This window comes from Sphingobium sp. SJ10-10 (genome assembly GCF_036038995.2).
Taxonomy (GTDB): domain Bacteria; phylum Pseudomonadota; class Alphaproteobacteria; order Sphingomonadales; family Sphingomonadaceae; genus Sphingobium.
In genome coordinates this window covers 894,994-912,496 of sequence record NZ_CP158133.1, presented here as the reverse complement: position 1 = coordinate 912,496, position 17,503 = coordinate 894,994, and the positions used below count along the sequence as shown (strand labels likewise).

15 protein-coding genes and 1 pseudogene are annotated in these 17,503 nt (G+C 64.2%); 12 read left to right on the top strand and 4 right to left on the bottom strand.

Features of this window, described 5'->3' with window-relative positions; translation table 11 throughout:
• Positions 1 to 206 precede the first annotated feature (206 nt).
• The 5 genes from VVT58_RS19745 to VVT58_RS19725 are packed head-to-tail and all read left to right on the top strand — an operon-like array spanning position 207 to position 5,079.
• Positions 207 to 1,190, top strand: coding sequence for a glyoxalase (locus tag VVT58_RS19745; RefSeq protein ID WP_327753949.1), 984 nt, complete (start codon positions 207 to 209; stop codon positions 1,188 to 1,190).
• A complete protein-coding gene (locus tag VVT58_RS19740) occupies positions 1,183 to 2,337 on the top strand; it encodes an alpha/beta fold hydrolase (protein WP_327753948.1) in 1,155 nt (384 codons plus the stop codon). The genes VVT58_RS19745 and VVT58_RS19740 overlap by 8 nt, the downstream gene beginning before the upstream one ends.
• 44 nt (positions 2,338 to 2,381) lie before the next feature.
• Positions 2,382 to 3,191, top strand: coding sequence for an SDR family oxidoreductase (locus tag VVT58_RS19735; protein WP_327753947.1), 810 nt, complete (start codon positions 2,382 to 2,384; stop codon positions 3,189 to 3,191).
• A gap of 14 nt (positions 3,192 to 3,205) precedes the next feature.
• Entirely contained in the window at positions 3,206 to 4,573 is a 1,368-nt protein-coding gene (locus VVT58_RS19730) for a Rieske 2Fe-2S domain-containing protein (RefSeq protein ID WP_327753946.1), read from the top strand.
• Complete coding sequence (locus VVT58_RS19725) at positions 4,570 to 5,079, top strand: aromatic-ring-hydroxylating dioxygenase subunit beta (protein ID WP_327753944.1); 510 nt, start codon at positions 4,570 to 4,572, stop codon at positions 5,077 to 5,079. The genes VVT58_RS19730 and VVT58_RS19725 overlap by 4 nt, the downstream gene beginning before the upstream one ends.
• Before the next feature lie 29 nt (positions 5,080 to 5,108).
• On the opposite strand, the gene VVT58_RS19720 is transcribed toward VVT58_RS19725, so the two are convergent.
• Positions 5,109 to 6,035 (bottom strand): LysR family transcriptional regulator, encoded by a 927-nt coding sequence (locus VVT58_RS19720; RefSeq protein ID WP_327753943.1) that lies wholly within the window; start codon positions 6,033 to 6,035, stop codon positions 5,109 to 5,111.
• 165 nt (positions 6,036 to 6,200) lie between these two features.
• Between VVT58_RS19720 and VVT58_RS19715 the strand changes: the two genes are divergently transcribed.
• Positions 6,201 to 7,124: an SDR family NAD(P)-dependent oxidoreductase gene (locus VVT58_RS19715; protein ID WP_327753942.1), complete on the top strand. Its 924-nt coding sequence runs from the start codon at positions 6,201 to 6,203 to the stop codon at positions 7,122 to 7,124.
• A 173-nt stretch (positions 7,125 to 7,297) separates the two neighbouring features.
• Here VVT58_RS19715 and VVT58_RS19710 read toward each other — a convergent pair whose 3' ends face one another.
• Positions 7,298 to 8,341, bottom strand: a complete 1,044-nt coding sequence (locus VVT58_RS19710) for an MBL fold metallo-hydrolase (protein ID WP_327753941.1) — start codon at positions 8,339 to 8,341, stop codon at positions 7,298 to 7,300.
• A 293-nt stretch (positions 8,342 to 8,634) separates the two neighbouring features.
• Here VVT58_RS19710 and VVT58_RS19705 point away from each other — a divergent pair.
• A pseudogene (locus VVT58_RS19705) lies at positions 8,635 to 8,841 on the top strand (hypothetical protein); the annotation flags it as partial.
• Positions 8,838 to 9,926, top strand: a complete 1,089-nt coding sequence (locus VVT58_RS19700; protein WP_327753940.1) for a PepSY-associated TM helix domain-containing protein — start codon at positions 8,838 to 8,840, stop codon at positions 9,924 to 9,926. The pseudogene VVT58_RS19705 and the gene VVT58_RS19700, both read left to right, overlap by 4 nt.
• A 38-nt stretch (positions 9,927 to 9,964) precedes the next feature.
• Here VVT58_RS19700 and VVT58_RS19695 read toward each other — a convergent pair whose 3' ends face one another.
• Positions 9,965 to 11,464 carry a CoA-acylating methylmalonate-semialdehyde dehydrogenase gene (locus VVT58_RS19695; RefSeq protein ID WP_087573093.1) on the bottom strand — a complete coding sequence of 500 codons (1,500 nt, stop codon included), beginning with the start codon at positions 11,462 to 11,464 and terminating at the stop codon, positions 9,965 to 9,967.
• Positions 11,465 to 11,564: 100 nt separating this feature from the next.
• Here VVT58_RS19695 and VVT58_RS19690 point away from each other — a divergent pair, with 100 nt between their 5' ends.
• The 4 genes from VVT58_RS19690 to VVT58_RS19675 all read left to right on the top strand — a co-directional run bounded on the left by VVT58_RS19690 (position 11,565) and on the right by VVT58_RS19675 (position 16,453).
• On the top strand, positions 11,565 to 12,449 hold the full coding sequence (locus VVT58_RS19690; RefSeq protein WP_327753939.1) for a LysR family transcriptional regulator: 885 nt from the start codon (positions 11,565 to 11,567) through the stop codon (positions 12,447 to 12,449).
• A gap of 136 nt (positions 12,450 to 12,585) precedes the next feature.
• Entirely contained in the window at positions 12,586 to 13,104 is a 519-nt protein-coding gene (locus tag VVT58_RS19685; RefSeq protein WP_066562390.1) for an RNA polymerase sigma factor, read from the top strand.
• Between the two features lie 90 nt (positions 13,105 to 13,194).
• Positions 13,195 to 14,175, top strand: a complete 981-nt coding sequence (locus tag VVT58_RS19680; RefSeq protein ID WP_327753938.1) for a FecR domain-containing protein — start codon at positions 13,195 to 13,197, stop codon at positions 14,173 to 14,175.
• Positions 14,087 to 16,453, top strand: a complete 2,367-nt coding sequence (locus tag VVT58_RS19675) for a TonB-dependent receptor (RefSeq protein ID WP_327754033.1) — start codon at positions 14,087 to 14,089, stop codon at positions 16,451 to 16,453. The genes VVT58_RS19680 and VVT58_RS19675 overlap by 89 nt, the downstream gene beginning before the upstream one ends.
• Here VVT58_RS19675 and VVT58_RS19670 read toward each other — a convergent pair.
• Positions 16,437 to 17,477, bottom strand: coding sequence for an endonuclease/exonuclease/phosphatase family protein (locus tag VVT58_RS19670; RefSeq protein WP_327753937.1), 1,041 nt, complete (start codon positions 17,475 to 17,477; stop codon positions 16,437 to 16,439). The two genes, VVT58_RS19675 and VVT58_RS19670, sit on opposite strands and share 17 nt — an antisense overlap.
• Positions 17,478 to 17,503: the final 26 nt, after the last annotated feature.

Genomic DNA, 17,503 nt, shown 5'->3' with positions numbered 1-17,503 from the left:
GAGCGCACGGGAAATCACTTTACCCTATATGACGGATAAGCCGGTCTGATCGGCATGAGGCGTGGATAGGCAGCGATTATGCCACGCATACCGACAAACGATTTTTGCGGACGGCCAGAGCATATTAACCCCGGGTCTCAACAAGGCATGGCCGGTCTGACGGACAGCCTCGAGCAGCCCGGGACGGGCACGGGAGGGATCGAGCAATGGCTATTATCGGGATCAAGCGGCTGCGTTACTCTGTGTCTGACACAGAGGTTGCGCGGCGCTTTTTCGCTGATTTCGGTTTGAGTCCGGCAGGCGGCGATGCGCCGGGCCTTTACACTCTCGCCAATGGATCGGAGGTCGAAATCCTGCCTTCCGGCGACCCGGCACTGCCATCCTCGCAGATCGCTGGCGATGGGGTCCATGAAGTCTCCTGGGGCATCGATGAGGAGGTATCGCTTGGTGCCCTTGCCGACAATCTGGGCCGCGACCATGCCTTGGAATCGATTGAGGGCGGGTTTCGCGCCCTGCTGTTCGGCGTGCCATTCTCATTCGTCCTGTGGACGCCCCGCCAGTTCGCTAATGCGCCCGACCCGGTCAATGCGCCCGGCGTGGTGCGACGTCTCAATACCCATCGCAAGTGGCGTCGCCGCGCGCGGCCCAAGGTGATCAACCATGTCGTGTTTCGGCTTCCCGACTATATCGAGGCGGGGCGCTTCATGCGCGCGCGGCTTGGCTTCCGGCTGAGCGACGTGCAGACCGGCTTTGGCCACTATCTGCGCGCAAGCGGCAGCAACAACCATCACAACCTGCTCTTCCTCAACGCTAACGCCCATTTTCCCGGCTGCGATGGCCAGTTGCGTTTCGATCACGCCAACTATGGTGTCGAGGATATTGACGAGCTGATGGTCGGGGCCAACTACATGGTGCGCCGCGGCTGGCAGCCGTCCGACATCGGGCTTGGCCGGCATCGCATCGACTCCGCGCTTTTCTACTATCTTCCCTGTCCTGCCGGCGGAGAAGCCGAATATGGCACCGACGCGGACTATGTGGACGACAATTGGGTGCCGCGTGAATTCGATGTGCCGCTCTTTGGATATAGCCACTTCACCCACAATGTTCCGCCCTTCCTTGAGACGGAGCCGGAATGGAGCTTCAAATATCTGACCGAGGCGCAGGTCGCCGAAGGGATCGATCATGTTTGAGCCCTTTCCCACCAACTATGTCTGGAACCTGTCCATCAATCTCGCGCTGGAAATGGGGGGATCGGTCGGTGAGATCGATAGCGCCAATCGCGCGACCGCTCAGGCCGCGACGGCTGGCGACAAGGGGGTCGACGCCTTCTTCGATACGTGGCTTGCCATGGCGGCGCGGGTGAAGGACATGGCGGATGCGGATTACGCTGCCGGGCATCTGGAGAGCGCAGCGGCGAAATATCGTCGCGCCTGTGCCTATCTCATCACGGCCGAACGCATGCAGGCGAGCGACTATCCGCCGCGCCAGCAGGCCTATGCCGACATGCTTTCGACCTTCGCGCGCTATGTCGAATGCAGCGGCGAGCCCTGCGAGATGGTCGAGATTCCCTATGCCGGCAGCCACTATCCCGCGCTCTTCTGTTCGGCGGCCACCCAGGACAATCCCACGCCGCCCTGCATGGTCTTCTGCAACGGCCTCGATAGCGTGAAGGAGATGGTGTTCCTGGTGGGGTTGCCCGCGGCTTTGCGCGCGCGCGGCATCTCCTGCCTCGTCGTCGACCAGCCTGGCGTCGGCGGTGCGCTCCGCCGCAACAAGCTGCCCGCAATTGTCGAGACCGAAGTCTGGGCCGGCAGGGCGGTCGACTGGTTGGAGACACGCAAGGATGTCGCTTCCGACAGGATCGGGATGATGGGCTGGTCGCTGGGTGGCTATTATGCCCCGCGTGCCGCGGCCTTCGAGAAACGGTTCAAACTGTGTGTCGCCTGGGGCGCCAACCATGAATGGGGTCTGGTGCAGCAGCGCCGCCGGCGCAATGAAGGCGAGAATCCCGTGCCGCATTACTGGGCGCATGTGATGTGGGTCTGGGGCCAGCAACGCCTCGACGACTTCATGACGATGTCGGAGCGGATCACGCTTACTGGCGTGGTCGAGCATATCGATGTGCCCTTCCTGATCGTGCATGGGGAGAATGACCGGCAGATCCCGGTCGAATATGCCTATCGCTCGCACGATCAGGCCATGCGCAGCCCGCGTGCGGACCTCAAGGTCTTCACGGCCCGCGAAGGCGGCGTCGAGCATTGCAGCGCCGACAATATGGAACCTGTCCGCAGCTATATCGCGGACTGGATCCATGACAGATTTGCCGAAATGATCTGATTACGCGACAGTCGCGTGAGAATATAATGGGAGTAGGGAACAACATGACCGATCTTACAGGCGCCGTCGTTGCGCTGACCGGCAGCGGCTCTGGCCTAGGGCTCGGGCTGGCCCAACATTTCCGGACCTTGGGCGCGAAGCTGGCCCTGCTGGATATCTCGTCCGAGAAGGTTGCCGCGCTCCAGCAGGCCTTTGGCGACGATACGCTCGTCATGGAAGGCGACGTGCGTGACATTGAGGCTCTGAAGAGGTTTCGTGACGCCACAGTCGCCAGGTTCGGCGGGGTCGACTGCCTCGTCGGCGCCCAGGGTATCTTCGACGGCAATCGGCCGATTTCGGAGCTGCCTTTGGAGAAGATTCCCGCCGCCTTCGACGAAGTGATGCGGATCAATGTATTGGGCTATATCCTGTCCGCCGTGGTGTTCCGCGAAGAACTGGCAAGGCGCAACGGATCGATCACGCTGACGGCCTCTTCCAATGCCTCCTACTGCGCAGACGGCGGCGGACTGCTCTATACCGCGTCCAAACATTCGGTGCTGGGCGTCGTGCGCCAATTGGCCTTCGAATTTGCGCCCGACATCCGGGTCAATGCGGTTTCGCCCTGCGGCATCGCGGACTCCGACCTGCGCGGCCCCGGCGCTCTGGGGTTGGAGGGCGAAAGCCAGAACGACATCCCCAAGGACAGTTTCATGGCGATGATCCGCAAGGTCACGCTGCTCGATCACTTGCCCACCGGCGCGGAATATGGCCCGGCCTACGCGCTCCTCGCCGATCCCATGCAACGCATCCTGACGGGCGAGATCATCATGGCCGATCAGGGTCTCGCCAATCGCCCGATCATCTCTGCCCGCTGAGGAAGGACGCGATCATGGTCATGCACGCAGCGCAATCGCGCCCCGGTATCAGCGAGCGTCTGGACGACATCCTCGCCCGGACCCGCGGCGAACTGGATCGGGGTCTGGTCCCCGTCAACATCTTTGCCAATGCCGACATCTTCGACGCCGAGATGGAACGCATCTTCGCGAAAAGCTGGGTGTTCCTCGGCTTCGAGTCCGAAATCCCCGACAAGGGCGATTTCATGCAGCGCCGGATCGGGCGCGACAGCGTGATCGTGACGCGCGACGCAAAGAATGAAATCCACGTCTTGGCGAATTTCTGCCGCCATCGCGGGACCAAACTCTGTCAGACCGATGTCGGCAACCAGAGCCATTTCCGCTGCCCCTATCACGGCTGGGTCTTCAAGAATAATGGCGACTGGATCGGCGCGCCCGACAAGAGCAAGGCCTATAAGGGACTCGACCCAAAGGATTGGGGGCTGCTCAAGGCTCCCCATGTCGAGAGCTTCCTCGGGATGATCTTCGCCTCGCTCGATCCCGATGCCCCTACGCTCATGGACTATCTGGGTGGCGCCGCATGGTTCATGCGCGGGTTGATGGACCTGCATCCGGGCGGCATGAGTCCGATGGGGCCGCCGGACCGCTACAAGGTACGCGGCGACTGGAAGACTGGCTCGGAAAATTTCGGCGGCGACGGCTATCATGTCGGCGTCGCACATGGTTCGGTCCAGACGATCCAGCTCGCGCAAGGGTTCGACGTCCTCAATAATTATTCGACGCACTATGTGATCCCGGGCGGACACAGCTTCCTTGGGCATGATTTCGACAGCATGTTCGGTCCGGATGGCCATGTCTGGTACTATCCGCCCGACATCCAGCAGCACTTCGATCTCGATCGCATCGATCCCCTGCTGCAGGACGTGGTGAAGAAGAACCCGCCGATCGTGGGCACCATCTTCCCGAACCTGTCCTTCCTGCGCTTCTTCGGCCCGCCCTCGCCGGGCAAGCCGCCTGCGGTCTACACATCCTGGCGTCAGTGGCAGCCCTCGGGGCCGGGGGAAATGGAACTGTGGTCCTGGCAGATCAAGTGGAACTTCATGGACGAGCAGCAGGCCGCCGACAGCTATGCCGCGGGCCAGTTCGGTTTCAGTTCGGCAGGTATCTTCGAACAGGACGATACTGTAGTATGGGAAGGCGCCCCCGAAGCAGCCCGCAGTGTCTGGGCGCGCAAGGAGAACATATCGTTCAACATGCAGATGGGCATGGAGGGCATGGGGCAGCAGACGCTGGACGAGAGCTGGGAAGGACCGGGAGAAGCCTGGCGTCCGGGGCCCGGCGAGCCGAGCCAGCGCGCCTTTTACCAGCATTGGCTGAGCCAGATGGTGGAGACCGGCAAATGAGCGCGATCACGCCTGATGTGGAATTCGCCATCCGCCAGTTCCTGGGCCATGAGGCCATGCTCCTCGACAATGGCCGGCTCGAGGACTGGGTCGGCCTCCTCGCCGAGGAGATACTTTACGAGATCCCCTTGCGCATCAGCGCACGCAAGCGGGAGGACGAGTTCCCCAAGGGCGCCTTCCGCATGCATGAGGATATGGCGATGATCCGCAAGCGCCTGGAACGCATGGGCACGAGCGAGAACTGGGCGGAAGACCCTGCCTCGCGGACTGTGCGGACGGTGGGATCGATCTTCGTCGAGGAGGAGGAGGGCAATGGTCTCTATCGGGTCCACAGCGCGCTCTCCCTCTATCGCCAGCGCGCCATCGACCGGGCCTATGAATGGATTCCCGCACGCCGGATCGATCGCATCCGCATCGATGCCGAGGGAAAATGCCGTCTGGTGCGGCGCACGATCATTCTGGCTGAGACGATTCTCCAGACCCCGAACCTGGCGGTCTTCCTCTGATCGAGGAAAGGAGGCGCGGCGCCAATGGTTCAGCCCAGTTCCGCCGCTGCCTCCTTCAACACTTCGCGAAGCCAGATATGACCTGGATCATCATCGCTGCGATTATGCCAGATGAGTGTCTCCTGAAGGGTGCCAAGGTTGATCGGCGGCCGCAATAGGCGGACCTTATCCGTGTCGGCCAACTGCTCCGCCAGCTTGCTCTGCACCGTGGCAATCATCTCTGTGCCGGGCAGCATCTGCAATAATCCTGCAAAAGTCGGGACGTGCAGCAGTTCCTTGATCACAATCCCGCGCCGCTCGATCTCGGCTTCCTCGACCGTGCGCACATTGGCGCCGAAAAAGGCAAGGGCGTGCGGATAGGACAGATAGTCGTCCTTCGTCATCGTCTCCCCAATGGGATGATCGCGCGCGACGACGCATACGAAGCTGTCTGTGAACAGGTCAGCGGTCAGAAGGTCGACGTCGCGTCCCTCGCGACCGAACAGGCTGCGGTCGCCATGGGTGATCACCATGTCGATATCCCCGCCCTCGAGTCTCGAAAAGCTTGGCCCGAACACATTCTCGATCATGAGCCTGAGTTGCGGCGCGCGGGCCGCGAGGATGCGCACGACCTTTGGCAGGTAAACGTGGACGCAATAGTCTGACATCGCGACGCGAAAGGTCCGTTCCGATGTTCCGGGATCAAAGATCGCCTGCGTTTCAAGGGCGGCGTTGATATGCAGCAGGGCGGTGCGAACCGGCTCGATGAGGGCGCGCGCCTTGGGCGTCAGTTCCATCTCGCGCCCGACGCGCAGGAGGAGCGGGTCGTCAAAATGCTGGCGCAGCCGTTGCAGCGAACCGCTGAGCGCCGGCTGGGTCACGCACAGCCGATCGGCCGCCCGCGTGACGCTTCGCTCAGACAGGAGCGTGTCGAGCGCGAGAAGCAGATTGAAGTCGAAACGGTTGAGATTAGCCATTGTGCCTCAAGTCCATCCTCTGCTGGATCATTTCAATGCAACTGCCGCTTTCCTTCATCCTACATGGCAAATCCGGCGAAGGATTGCCTATCTTTTGGACTTATGATCGACATAGGGCGAAGCGATTTCCGGCTCCGGTTCTGCGTGGGTAAGCGCTGTTAGGCAATGACGAAGCAGGATGGGACAGACATGGCGATGATCGACCTTACGGGCAGGATCGCGATCGTGACCGGCGCAGGAGGCGGGCTTGGCCGTGCCCACGCAATGGCGCTGGCGGCACATGGTGCAAGGGTGGTGGTGAATGACCTTGGCGGCCATGTTGGAGGCGCACGCGCGGTGGCCGACGAGATCGCTGCGCGCGGTGGCGAGGCGATCGTCGATGGAACGGACATCACCGATCTTGCTGCCGTGCGCGCGATGGTGGCCAATGTGGAGCATCAATGGGGAGGCGTGGATATCCTCGTCAACAATGCCGGGATCCTGCGCGATAGAAGTTTTGCCAAGATGGAGATGGAGGATTTCCGCGCGGTGATCGAGGTCCACCTGATGGGATCGGTCCATTGCACCAAGGCGGTCTGGGACGGCATGCGCGAGCGCCGGCATGGACGGATCATCTTCACCACCTCCTCATCGGGCCTGTTCGGCAATTTCGGTCAGGCCAATTATGCCGCCGCGAAGATGGCGCTGGTAGGCCTCATGCAAACCCTTCGCCTGGAAGGTGAGAAATATGGCATCCGCGTCAATTGCCTTTCGCCATCCGCGGCAACGCGCATGACCGATGGATTATATGAGGCAAGCGAGCTGCTGCAGCTCGACCCGGCGCTGGTCGCGCCCGCCGTCGTAGCTCTCTCGGCGGCCGATGCGCCCAATGGCGCTATCCTGTGCGCCGGCGCAGGCAGCTATGAGAGCGCGAGGATATTGTTGACGCAAGGGCTGGTGGTGGACGGAGCCGATGCTGCCGATGCGATCCTGGCCCGCTGGCCGGAGATTGACGATCGACTTGACGCATTCGTGCCGGGGCACGGCCCCGACCAGTTCAGCCATGAGATTGCACGGGTAAGCGCTGAGTTAAAGGGAACTCATACCTGAAGCGCCGGGAAAACTGCGCCTCATTCCCATGCTGCTCAAGCTCTACCTCTATGGCTATTTGAGCGGGGCACAAGCGAGGCGTCGCCTAAGGGGGGAACCGGCTGTTCCTTCGCTTCAAGTCGAACTTGTTCGAAAAGGCGACCAGTTGTCGATAAGGATCGACTGCGATCCCATTAGATTGTGCCCAGGGCGCGCCACCATCTGATACCGGCAGCATCGACCTCTTCCGTTACAAGCCCTCGGCTTCGAAGGCAGGCGAGATGGGCCAGGCTTTCACCTGTGGCAAGGCCCAGAACAGACCGATCGATCTGGCGTTTGAACAAAGCCGGAAAGACGTCGATTGCCCGTTTCGGCGTTTCAACCAGTGTGAGCAGACGAGCAAGGCCCGCTTCATGCCCGTCGATCAAGGCGCCGATGCGGGCGTGCAGTCCATGGAACGGCTTGCCGTGAGCCGGAAGGACGAGCACGTCATCCGGCACTCTTTGACGGATCGCCTTGAGCGTCTCCAGCCAGTCGGTGAGGGGATCGGCTTCCGGTTCCAAAGGCTGAACCGAAACATTGGATGAGATTTCAGGCAGCACCTGATCTCCCGAAATCAGCAACTTCATCTCGGGGCAATGGAGCATGGCATGTTCGGGCGAATGTCCTTTGCCGACGACGATCACCCATTCACGGCCCCCGATGATGAGCCGTTGGCCATCCTCCAGCGCACGGAAACTGTCGGGCAAGGGATAGAGCATCTTACCGAAATCTCCGAACCGCGCCCGATAGTGATCGAGAGCATCTTCTTCCCAGCCAACGGTCTGGTAGAATCGGATCGCCTCCTCAGGCGCTTCTTGACCCGTATAGGAGGCAAGAACGCGAAGAGTCAGATATTCCAGCCGCGTCATCCAGAGCCGAGCGGGCTGTTTCTGCGCCAGCCAGCCTGCCATGCCGCTATGGTCGGGATGGAGATGGGTGACGATGATGCGCCGCACCGGCCGGTCCGCCAAGGTCGAAGCGAATGCCTGGCGCCATGCCGCAGTGGTTTCGGTGGTTCGCAGGCCCGTGTCGACGATGGTCCAGCCATCGCCGTCAGCCAGCGCCCAAAGATTAATCGCTTCCAAGCTGCCGCCCATCGGCATCCGCAGCCAAAAGACTCCGTCTGCAATTACAGTCGCGCTGCCGTTACCGATCGCCGGCAGTTCAAGCGCAGGGTAATTCAGGTGAGCCGTCATTTTCATTCCTTGTCGTGCCTGCATGCTCGCGCGGTGATGGCGCGCCGGGCAAGGCAACAATTCATCGGTCGCACATAATCATGTTGCACCAGGTTGCGCGGCGGGAATTAGGATTTCATATCATCAACGAGACGCTTGAGTGGTGGCCGATCTCTCTTTGTTGGTCAAGCTAGGCAGGCTAAGCATCGCCTCCACACATATGACTGACAGCGATCTCATAGAACCGCACCGCAAATATGGCTGCAAGATCAGCCATGGGCGCGCCATGCCGGGTTTCGAGACGCTTATCGCCGCTCTACCGGCTCGACGGCTCTGACGTGACCGGCCTGTCGCTGCGTTATCAGACCCGGTTCGGGGCACTGACGCTGGCCGCGCAAAATATCTTCGACAGTTTTCATATCGACTATTACAGCCGGACCGTCCGGCCCAACGACAATGCCCATTATTTCGCGGGGCGCGGACGCAATTTCACCCTCTCCTGGGACTATCGATTCAAGTGAAGCTGATTGACACTCTGCACCGCTGGACCGGCGGACTGATCGGGCTGCTGCTGGCCCTGCTGGGCCTCACCGGCGCGCTGCTGGTGCATAAAAATGCCTGGACGCTGGCGCCCCATGCGGGTGATCCGCGGGTGGAGGATGTCCGCCAACTGGCACAGGTGACGCAGCGCATCATGGCTGATCCCACCGCGCGGCCTTTGTCGATCAGCTATGCGTCCGACGATTTCGGGCTGCTGAAGCTGCTGTTCGAGGGTGGTGGCGGCGCCTATGCGGATCAGCGCGGCGCCGTTGTGACGCGGTGGGGCAGCCAGTGGGAACGGCCCGAACTGTGGCTGTTTGATTTCCACCACCATCTTTTCTCCGGCGAGGCGGGCGATTGGGCGATCGGCATAGCCGGGCTTTGTGGGCTGTTTTTCGTCGTGACCGGCCTCATCCTCTGGTGGCGTACGCGGCGGACCTTTGAGTGGCGGTTATGGCCTGCGCGGATGAGCCGGCCGGCGATCGTGCGGCATCATCGCGATCTGGGCGTGATCGTCGCGCCGCTGCTGCTGCTGTCGCTGGTGACGGGGGCGGTGCAGGTGTTTCGCCCGATGGCGGCGCTGCTGTTCGGACCGGGGGCGCCTGCCCAGATCGAAAAGGCTCTGGCACCGCCGCCGCCGCCGCGTGACGCCAAGCTGGCCGCGCAACTGGATTGGGCGGGGATGGTCATGGCGGCGAAGGCGCGCTTTCCCGACGCGGAGCTGCGCAGCCTGACCCTGCCGCGCAAGAATAGCGGGCTGATCACCATCCGCATGCGGCGGCCGCAGGAATGGTTGCCCAATGGCCGCACCACTTTATGGTTCGCGGCCGACAGCGGCGCGCTGGTCGCCGCGCGCGATGCGGCCGCGCTGCCGATGGCGGTGCAGGGCTATAATCTGCTCTACCCGCTTCACACGGCGAAGGTCGGTGGCTTGGCGTTCAAGCTGGTCATGACCCTGTCCGGATTGGCGATGACGCTGCTCGGGACGCTGACGGTCTGGACCTTCTGGTTCAGGCGCTCCGCAATGGCCGTCCGGAAGCCGCCGGTCCGCCCCGCCATGACGTGAGGCGACGGGAAGGGCGCGCACGCCCTTCCCCTGCACGCTTATTTCATCGTCGGGATGACGAAGCTCTGGTCGATCACCGCGCCGCCGTCGGGCCAGCGCTGCGTGATCTTCTTGGTGCGGGTGTAGAAGCGCACGCCGTCCATGCCATATTGGTCGAGATCACCGAAGCCCGAACGCTTCCAGCCGCCGAAGCTGTGATAGGCGACCGGCACCGGGATCGGCACGTTGATGCCGACCATGCCGACTTCGACATCGGCGGCGAACTTGCGGGCATAGTCGCCATTGCGGGTGAAGATGGCGACGCCATTGCCATATTGATGCTTCGACGGATAGCTCAGCGCCTCCTCGAAGGTCTGGGCGCGCAGGATCTGGAGCACCGGACCGAAAATCTCGTCCTGATAGCTCTTCATTTCCGGCGTCACCCGGTCGATCAGCGTCGGGGCGAGGTAGAAGCCCTCCTCATAGCCCTGGAGCGAGAAGCCGCGCCCGTCGACCACGATTTCCGCGCCTTCATCGGCGGCCATCTGGATATAGCTTTCCACCCGCGCCTTGTGCACGGCGGTGACGAGCGGGCCATATTGCGCGTCGGGATCGGTCGGGATGCCGGGGCGCAGCGTCTCGATGGCGCTTATCAGCTTGGTGCGGAAGGCGTCCGCCGTCGCCTCGCCCACCGGCACGACCACCGGCAGCGCCATGCAGCGCTCGCCCGCCGAGCCATAGGCCGCGCCGACGATATCGGCCACCGCCTGGTCCATGTCGGCGTCGGGCAGGATGATGCCGTGATTCTTCGCGCCGCCCATCGCCTGCACGCGCTTGCCGTTCTGGGCGCCGCGGGCATAGACATAGTTGGCGATGTCGGACGATCCGACGAAGCTGACCGCCTTGATGGCCGGATGGTCGAGGATGGCGTCGACCATTTCCTTGTCGCCATGGACGACGTTCAGGATGCCCGCCGGCATGCCCGCTTCGATCGCCAGTTCAGCCAGGCGCACCGGCACGGACGGGTCACGCTCCGAGGGCTTGAGGATGAAGGCATTGCCGCAGGCGATCGCCATCGCGCTCATCCACAGCGGGATCATCGCGGGGAAGTTGAAGGGCGTGATGCCCGCTGCGATGCCCAGCGGCTGGCGCATCGAATAGACGTCGATGCCCGGACCTGCGCCCTGGGTATATTCGCCCTTCAGCAGATGGGGGATGCCGCAGGCGAATTCCACGACTTCCAGGCCGCGCTGAATGTCGCCCTTGGCGTCGGCCACCACCTTGCCATGTTCGGAGGAGAGCAGGACGGCGAGTTCGTCCATATTCTGCTCGATCAGTTCCTTGAAGCGGAACATCACGCGGGCGCGGCGCTGCGGGTTGGTCGCGGCCCATTCGGGCTGGGCGGCAAGGGCGGAGTCGACCGCCTTCTGGAGATGGGCGGCGGTGGCCAGTTCAACCTGCGCCTGCACCGCGCCGGTCGAGGGGTTAAGCACGTCGGCCAGACGCGCGCCCGCCAGCGGGGCGGATTGCCCATGAATGAAATGAGTAATTGAACGCATTTTTCCGGTTCCTCTCCTGCCGGTGGGATGGCTTTGGTATAGACGGGTCAGCTTTGCAGATATACGGGTATGTGGACACATTAGTTGTGCGGATTTGCCCATGCTGAATTCCGACGAACTGCGCCTGTTCCTGGCCGTGATGCGGGAGGGCAATATGCTGGCCGCTGCGCGCCGGGTGGGCGTGGATCATAGCACGGTCGCCCGGCGCCTGACCAATATGGAGGCGACGCTGGGCGCCCGCCTGTTCGACCGCAGCCCGCGTGGTGTCACGCCGACGCCCGCCGCCTTCGCGCTGGTGCCCCATGCCGAGCGGATCGAGAGCGAATTGCTCGCCGCGATGAGCAGCGTCGCCGGACGCGACCGGGAGGTGGAGGGGACGGTGCGCCTCGCCACGCCGGAGGCCTTTGCCAGCCATCTGATCGCGCCGCGTGTGGCGGAGTTGCGCGAGCGGCATCCGCGCCTGACGCTGGAACTGGCATCCGAAAGCAAGGCGGCCAGCCTGTCCCGGCGGGAGGCGGAGATCGCCGTGATGCTGAAACCCCCGCCCAAGGGCCGGTTCGTGACGCGCAAGCTGACCGATTATCGCCTCGGCCTCTATGCCTCCAAGGCCTATCTGGAACGGCAGGGTGAACCGGCGGCGCGGACCGACCTCAGCCGCCATGTCTTCGTCTCCTATATCGAGGAACTGGCCGGATTTGCGGAGATGATCGCCCTTGACCAGTTGCTGCCCGGCGCGGCCATCGTCTTCCGGGCGAGTTCCAGCGCGGCGCAGCATGCGGCAGTGGCGGCGGGCATGGGCCTGGGCGTGCTGCACGTCTTCGCGGCGGCGGAGGATGACCGGCTGGTCCAGCTTTTCCCCGAGTCGATGGAGGTATGGCGCAGCTATTGGCTGGTCATGCATGCCGATCTGCAAAGGCTGCCGCGGGTGCGGGCGGCAGCCGATTTCCTGGAGGAAGTGACGCGGACGGTGCGGGAGCGGCTGTAGGATTGTTTATGTAAAGTGCCGCATGCTCCTGCCTTTGCAGGAGCATATTGGCTTCTTACCGCAACATTACAGGCAATTAAATTGCAAAGCCCGCCGGTTGGGAGAATGAGGGTGTGTCGATCGGAAGGGCGCCAGAATGGAAGGCGGGCTGGAAACTGTCTATCACGCGCTTCGCGGCGAGCTGTTGCGGTTCCTGATCGCGCGCACCGGCAATGCCGCCGAAGCGGAGGATGTGCTGCACGACATGTGGCTGCGCATCGGGGAGGGGGGCAGCGGTCCCATCGCCAATCCCCGGGCCTATCTTTATCGCATCGCGCAGAATCTGGTGCTCGACCGACTGCGCGAGACGAAACGGCGCGAAGTGCGCGACCGGGCCTGGATGGAACTGGCATCCGGCGCTGACATGCGGCACGCCGATCCCGTCGATCCCCATGCCGATGCGCTGGAGCAGATGACGGCGCGGGAGGAGGCGGCCCGGCTTGCCTCCGCCATCGCCAATCTGCCGCCGGGCGCGCGGCGCGCCTTTCAATTGCACAAGGTCGAGGGGTTGCCCCATGGCGAGGTCGCGGCCCGCCTGGGCATCAGCAAAAGCGGCGTCGAAAAGCATATGGCGGTCGCGATGAAATATTTGCGCCGCGCGTTGAGCGAGGACTGAGGCAATGCTGTAATGGTAACGTCACAGGGGAGACAGAACGGCGTGGACGGGCGGCTATGCCCGGCCAAGGGACCGTAACGGGACGGAACCATGACGGAGACGATCATCGACCGGGCGATTGCCTGGCACAGTGCGCAGGACGATGCGGATTTCGACTGGGACGGCTTTACGCTGTGGCTGGAGGCCGATCCCGCGCATCGCCTTGCCTTCGATGAGATCGCGCTGCTGGATGACCGGATTGCCGATCATCGTCCTACCCTGGCCGCGCTGTTGCCGCCCATTGAGGTTGTGCCGGTGGCATTTCCCGCCATGGAAGACCCGGTCGCGTCGCCCCGCCGCTGGAGCCTCTGGGCCGGTGGCGGGATCGCGGCGGCCATGGCGTTGGCGGTCGCCGTTCCGACTTTCCTGTCCCTGTCGCCTGCGCCGTCGGCGGCCGACTATCGCACCGGCGCCGGGCAGAGCCGCACCATCGCGCTGAAGGATGGATCGCGGATCACCCTTGCCGCCTCCAGCCATTTGCGGGTGGAGGGCGAGGGGCAGGACAAGCTGGCGCTGGAGGGCGGCGCGCTGTTCGACATTCCCCATCGTCCCGACCGGACGATGACGATCCGGGCGGGCGGGCAGGAAATCAGCGACATCGGCACGCGGTTCGACATTTTGGCCGACACCCGGACGATGCGCGTCGCGGTGGCGGAGGGCGTGATCGCGCTCAAGCCGGCGGGCGCGGACAATGCGGTCCGCCTCTCCGCCGGACGGCAGATGGTCATCGACCGGACCACGCACCAAGGCGAAATCAGCGCGGTCGCGCCCGCCGCCATCGGCAGTTGGCGGCAGGGACGGCTGGTTTATGAAGGCGTGCCGCTGTCTCTGGTCGCGTCCGACATCAGCCGCTATGCAGGGGTGCTTGTCAGGGCTGGGGCGGACGTCGCCGGCCGGCGCTTTTCCGGCGTGTTGATCGTGGGGGACGGATCTGGTCTTGTCGGTGAAGTGGCGCAGCTTATGGACCTTCGGATCGTGCGCGAAGCTGGGCGGCAGGACGGCGCTGTCCTGCTGCGCGCTGGCGGCGGCTGAACTCGCCGCGCCGGGCAGCGCCTGGGCGCAGTCCCGGCAGATCAGCATCGACGCCGCGCCGCTGCCCGCCGCGCTGGCGGAATTGTCGCGGCAAACGGGCATAGCGGTCGGTTTCGAAGGGCGATTGCCGGACGTCCGGTCCCGGCCGGTCAGCGGACGGCTGACGGCGCGGCAGGCGCTGGCGACGATGCTGGAGGGCACGGGGCTGAAAGCGCAGCGCCTGACGCCGACGACATTTCGTCTGGTCCGCGCCGAACGGCCGCTGCCCCGGCGTCCGGCGGATCGGCTTCCGCCGCAGCCTGGCGGCAATGTGGACATCATCGTCACCGGCACCAAGCGGGATGAGCCGCTTTCAAGCCTGCCCATATCGGTCGCCATCGCGGAGGCGCCGGGTGAGCGGACCGGAACGCCGCTGCCCGGCACCGCCGATGTGGCGCGGCAGCTCGACGGGCTGACGCTCACCAATTTGGGGCCGGGGCGCAACCGGCAGTTCATCCGGGGCGTGGCGGACAGCCCGTTCAACGGCAGCAGCCAGTCGACCGTCGCCATATTGGTGAACGACGCCCGCGCCACCTATAATGCGCCCGATCCCGACCTGCGGCTGGTCGATGTCGAGCGGGTGGAACTGCTCAAGGGGCCGCAGGGGTCGCTGTACGGCACGGGCACATTGGGCGGGGTGTTCCATATCGTGACCCGTCCGCCCGATGCCGGGCGGTTCGCGGCCATGGCGGGCGGGGGCGGCTCCATCGCGGCGCATGGCGATGCCGGCGGCGATGTGGAGGCGATGGTCAACCTGCCGCTGGTCGCGGACCGGCTGGCGCTGCGCGGCGTTGCCTATGCGGCGCGCGAGCCGGGCTGGATCGACACCGCCGGGCGCGGCGATGCGAACCGGGGAGAGGTCAGCGGCCTTCGCCTCGCCCTGCGCGCGCTGCCGGGGGACTGGACCGTCGACCTGAACGGCATGGTGCAGATGCAGGATGTCGCGGACAGCCAATATGTTTATGCCCGGCACCGGCTGGAGCGGCCCGCGCAGCCTGCCGAGCCGCATGATAATGACTTCGCCATGGCCGCCCTGCGCGTGGCGGGGAAGCTGGGCGATGCGGATTTTGTCTATGCGGGCAACTGGGTCGACCATGACGTGTCGAGCACGCTGGATGCGAGCGCGCTGTCGGCGTCGGCCTTCGGCGTTCCGGCTCCGGCGCTTTATGTTGAGCAGCGACGGAACCGCCTGTTCGATCAGGAAATCCGCCTGTCCCATACCGGCCGCGGCGGCCTGTCATGGTTGGCGGGCCTGTCCTTCATGGACGTGCGCAACCATCTGCTGGGCACGATCAGCAACGAGGCGGGCGACGTCACGGTCGCGACGGGCACTCAGGGGGTGCGCGAACTGTCGGCCTTCGGTGACATTCGCGTGCCGCTGTCCCGCACATTGTCGCTCGATATCGGCGGCCGCCTGTTCCATTCGCGGACCGAGGAGGAACGGGGCGCGAAAAGGGCGCGGGTCGAGGTTTCGGTGTCGCGCAGCGGATTTACCCCATCGCTCGCCTTGTCGTGGCAGGCGGGGGGCAGGGATTTCCTCTATCTGCGCTATGCCGGAGCGCTGCGTCCGGGCGGGCTTTCGCAAACCGGCACGGGATCGGCGGAGCGTTTCGATTCCGACGAATTGCAGACCTTCGAAGCGGGCTGGCGTCACAGCAATCCAGCGGGACTGACGATCAATGCCGACGCTTTCCTGACGACATGGTCGCATTTGCAATCCGACTATCTGCTGTCGGACGGGCTGATCGGCACCCGCAATGTCGGGGATGCGCGCATCCATGGGGCGGAATTGTCGGTCGACTGGGCGCCCGCGCGCGACTGGGCGCTCAGCGCCGGGCTGGTGGTGCAAAGCGCCCTGCTGACAAAGACGAGCGACGGGACGGAGATTGAGGACCGGCATCTTCCCGTCATTCCGCGCTGGACGGCAAGATGGGGATTGAGCCGGTCCTTCGAGCTTGGGGGCTGGAACGGCAGCGCGGGGGTGCGCCTCAACTATCTCAGCCGCTCCCGGCTCAGCTTCGATCCGGGGCTGGACCGCCAGATGGGCGATTATGCGCTGGCCGATGCCGATCTGCTGCTGCGCAAGGGGGCATGGGGCATCCGCATGGCGGGCAGCAACCTGTTCGATTGCAGGGCGGACAGCTTCGCCTTCGGCAATCCCTTTTCGCTCGGAAAGGGGCCGCAATATACGCCGTTGCGCCCCCGGCAATGGACGGTGGGTTTCACAAGGTCGTGGTGACAGGCCGCCGCTGGAGCGCGAAGACGGCGGCATAGCCGACATGGTCCGACAGCATGCTGCCGTCGGCGGCATGGCCGAAGGGCACCTCGATCCGGCGCAGCGCGACATTTGTGCTCCGGCCCGGCGCGAAAAATTCCCAGTCGCGGCCGCGCCGTTCCGACAGCCGCGCATCGGCGGACAGCGGCAGGCGAAGCCTTTCCGCCGCCGCATAGGCATTATTCACGGGCGTGCTCCTGCTCCAGCCTCTTGCCTGTTCGATCAGGTCGCTGCGCCGCGCCTGGGTCTGCCCGGCATTGAAATCGCCCGCCACGATCAGCGCATCGCGGGGGTCGTGAAAGCGGCGGATGAAGGCGGTCAGGCAGGCGAGTTGCCGGTCATGGGCATGGTTCGACCGTTCGTCCGGCACATCGGAAGCGCGCCGGCTGTTGAGATGGGTGGTGACGATGTCCACCGGATCGCCCCCGCCGGGCAGCCTGATCTGCACCAGCAGCGCGCCCTTGTTTGCCAGACAGTCGAACCCCGCGCAGGCATAGCCGGGATAGACCATCGCATGCACGCCGGAGATGGGGAAATCGGACAGGATCTGAAGGCCGCTGCCGACCCATTTGCCGATGCCCTCGCCATGGGACCAGCTTTGCGCCGCCGCGAATCGCAGGTCGGCAGGGGCGGGCGGTTGCGGGCTGGCGGCGTCCTCCCCCGGACCATCGACGATGTAGCGATAGCCCGCCGCGCGGCCGATCGCCTGGGCATGGCTGGTGAAGGCCTCCTGCAGCAGCACGATCTGCGGGTTGCGCCCCTCTGAACGCAGCGTCCGCAATGTCGCGGCGATCCGGGCGAAATCGGCGGGACGGTCCCAAGCCATCGGCCAGGGCAGGCCGTGGATATTATAGGTCATCACCGACAGGTCGCCGTCGAAGCGGGCCGGGCCGGCGGGGGACGGTGGATCGCGGGTATCGGCCGACGGCGCCGCCGCGATCAGCGCCGCGACCGCGAGCGTCCGCAGGGCATATCCGAAAATGCGCACGCCTCTTCTCCTGCCGCGATGGCAGG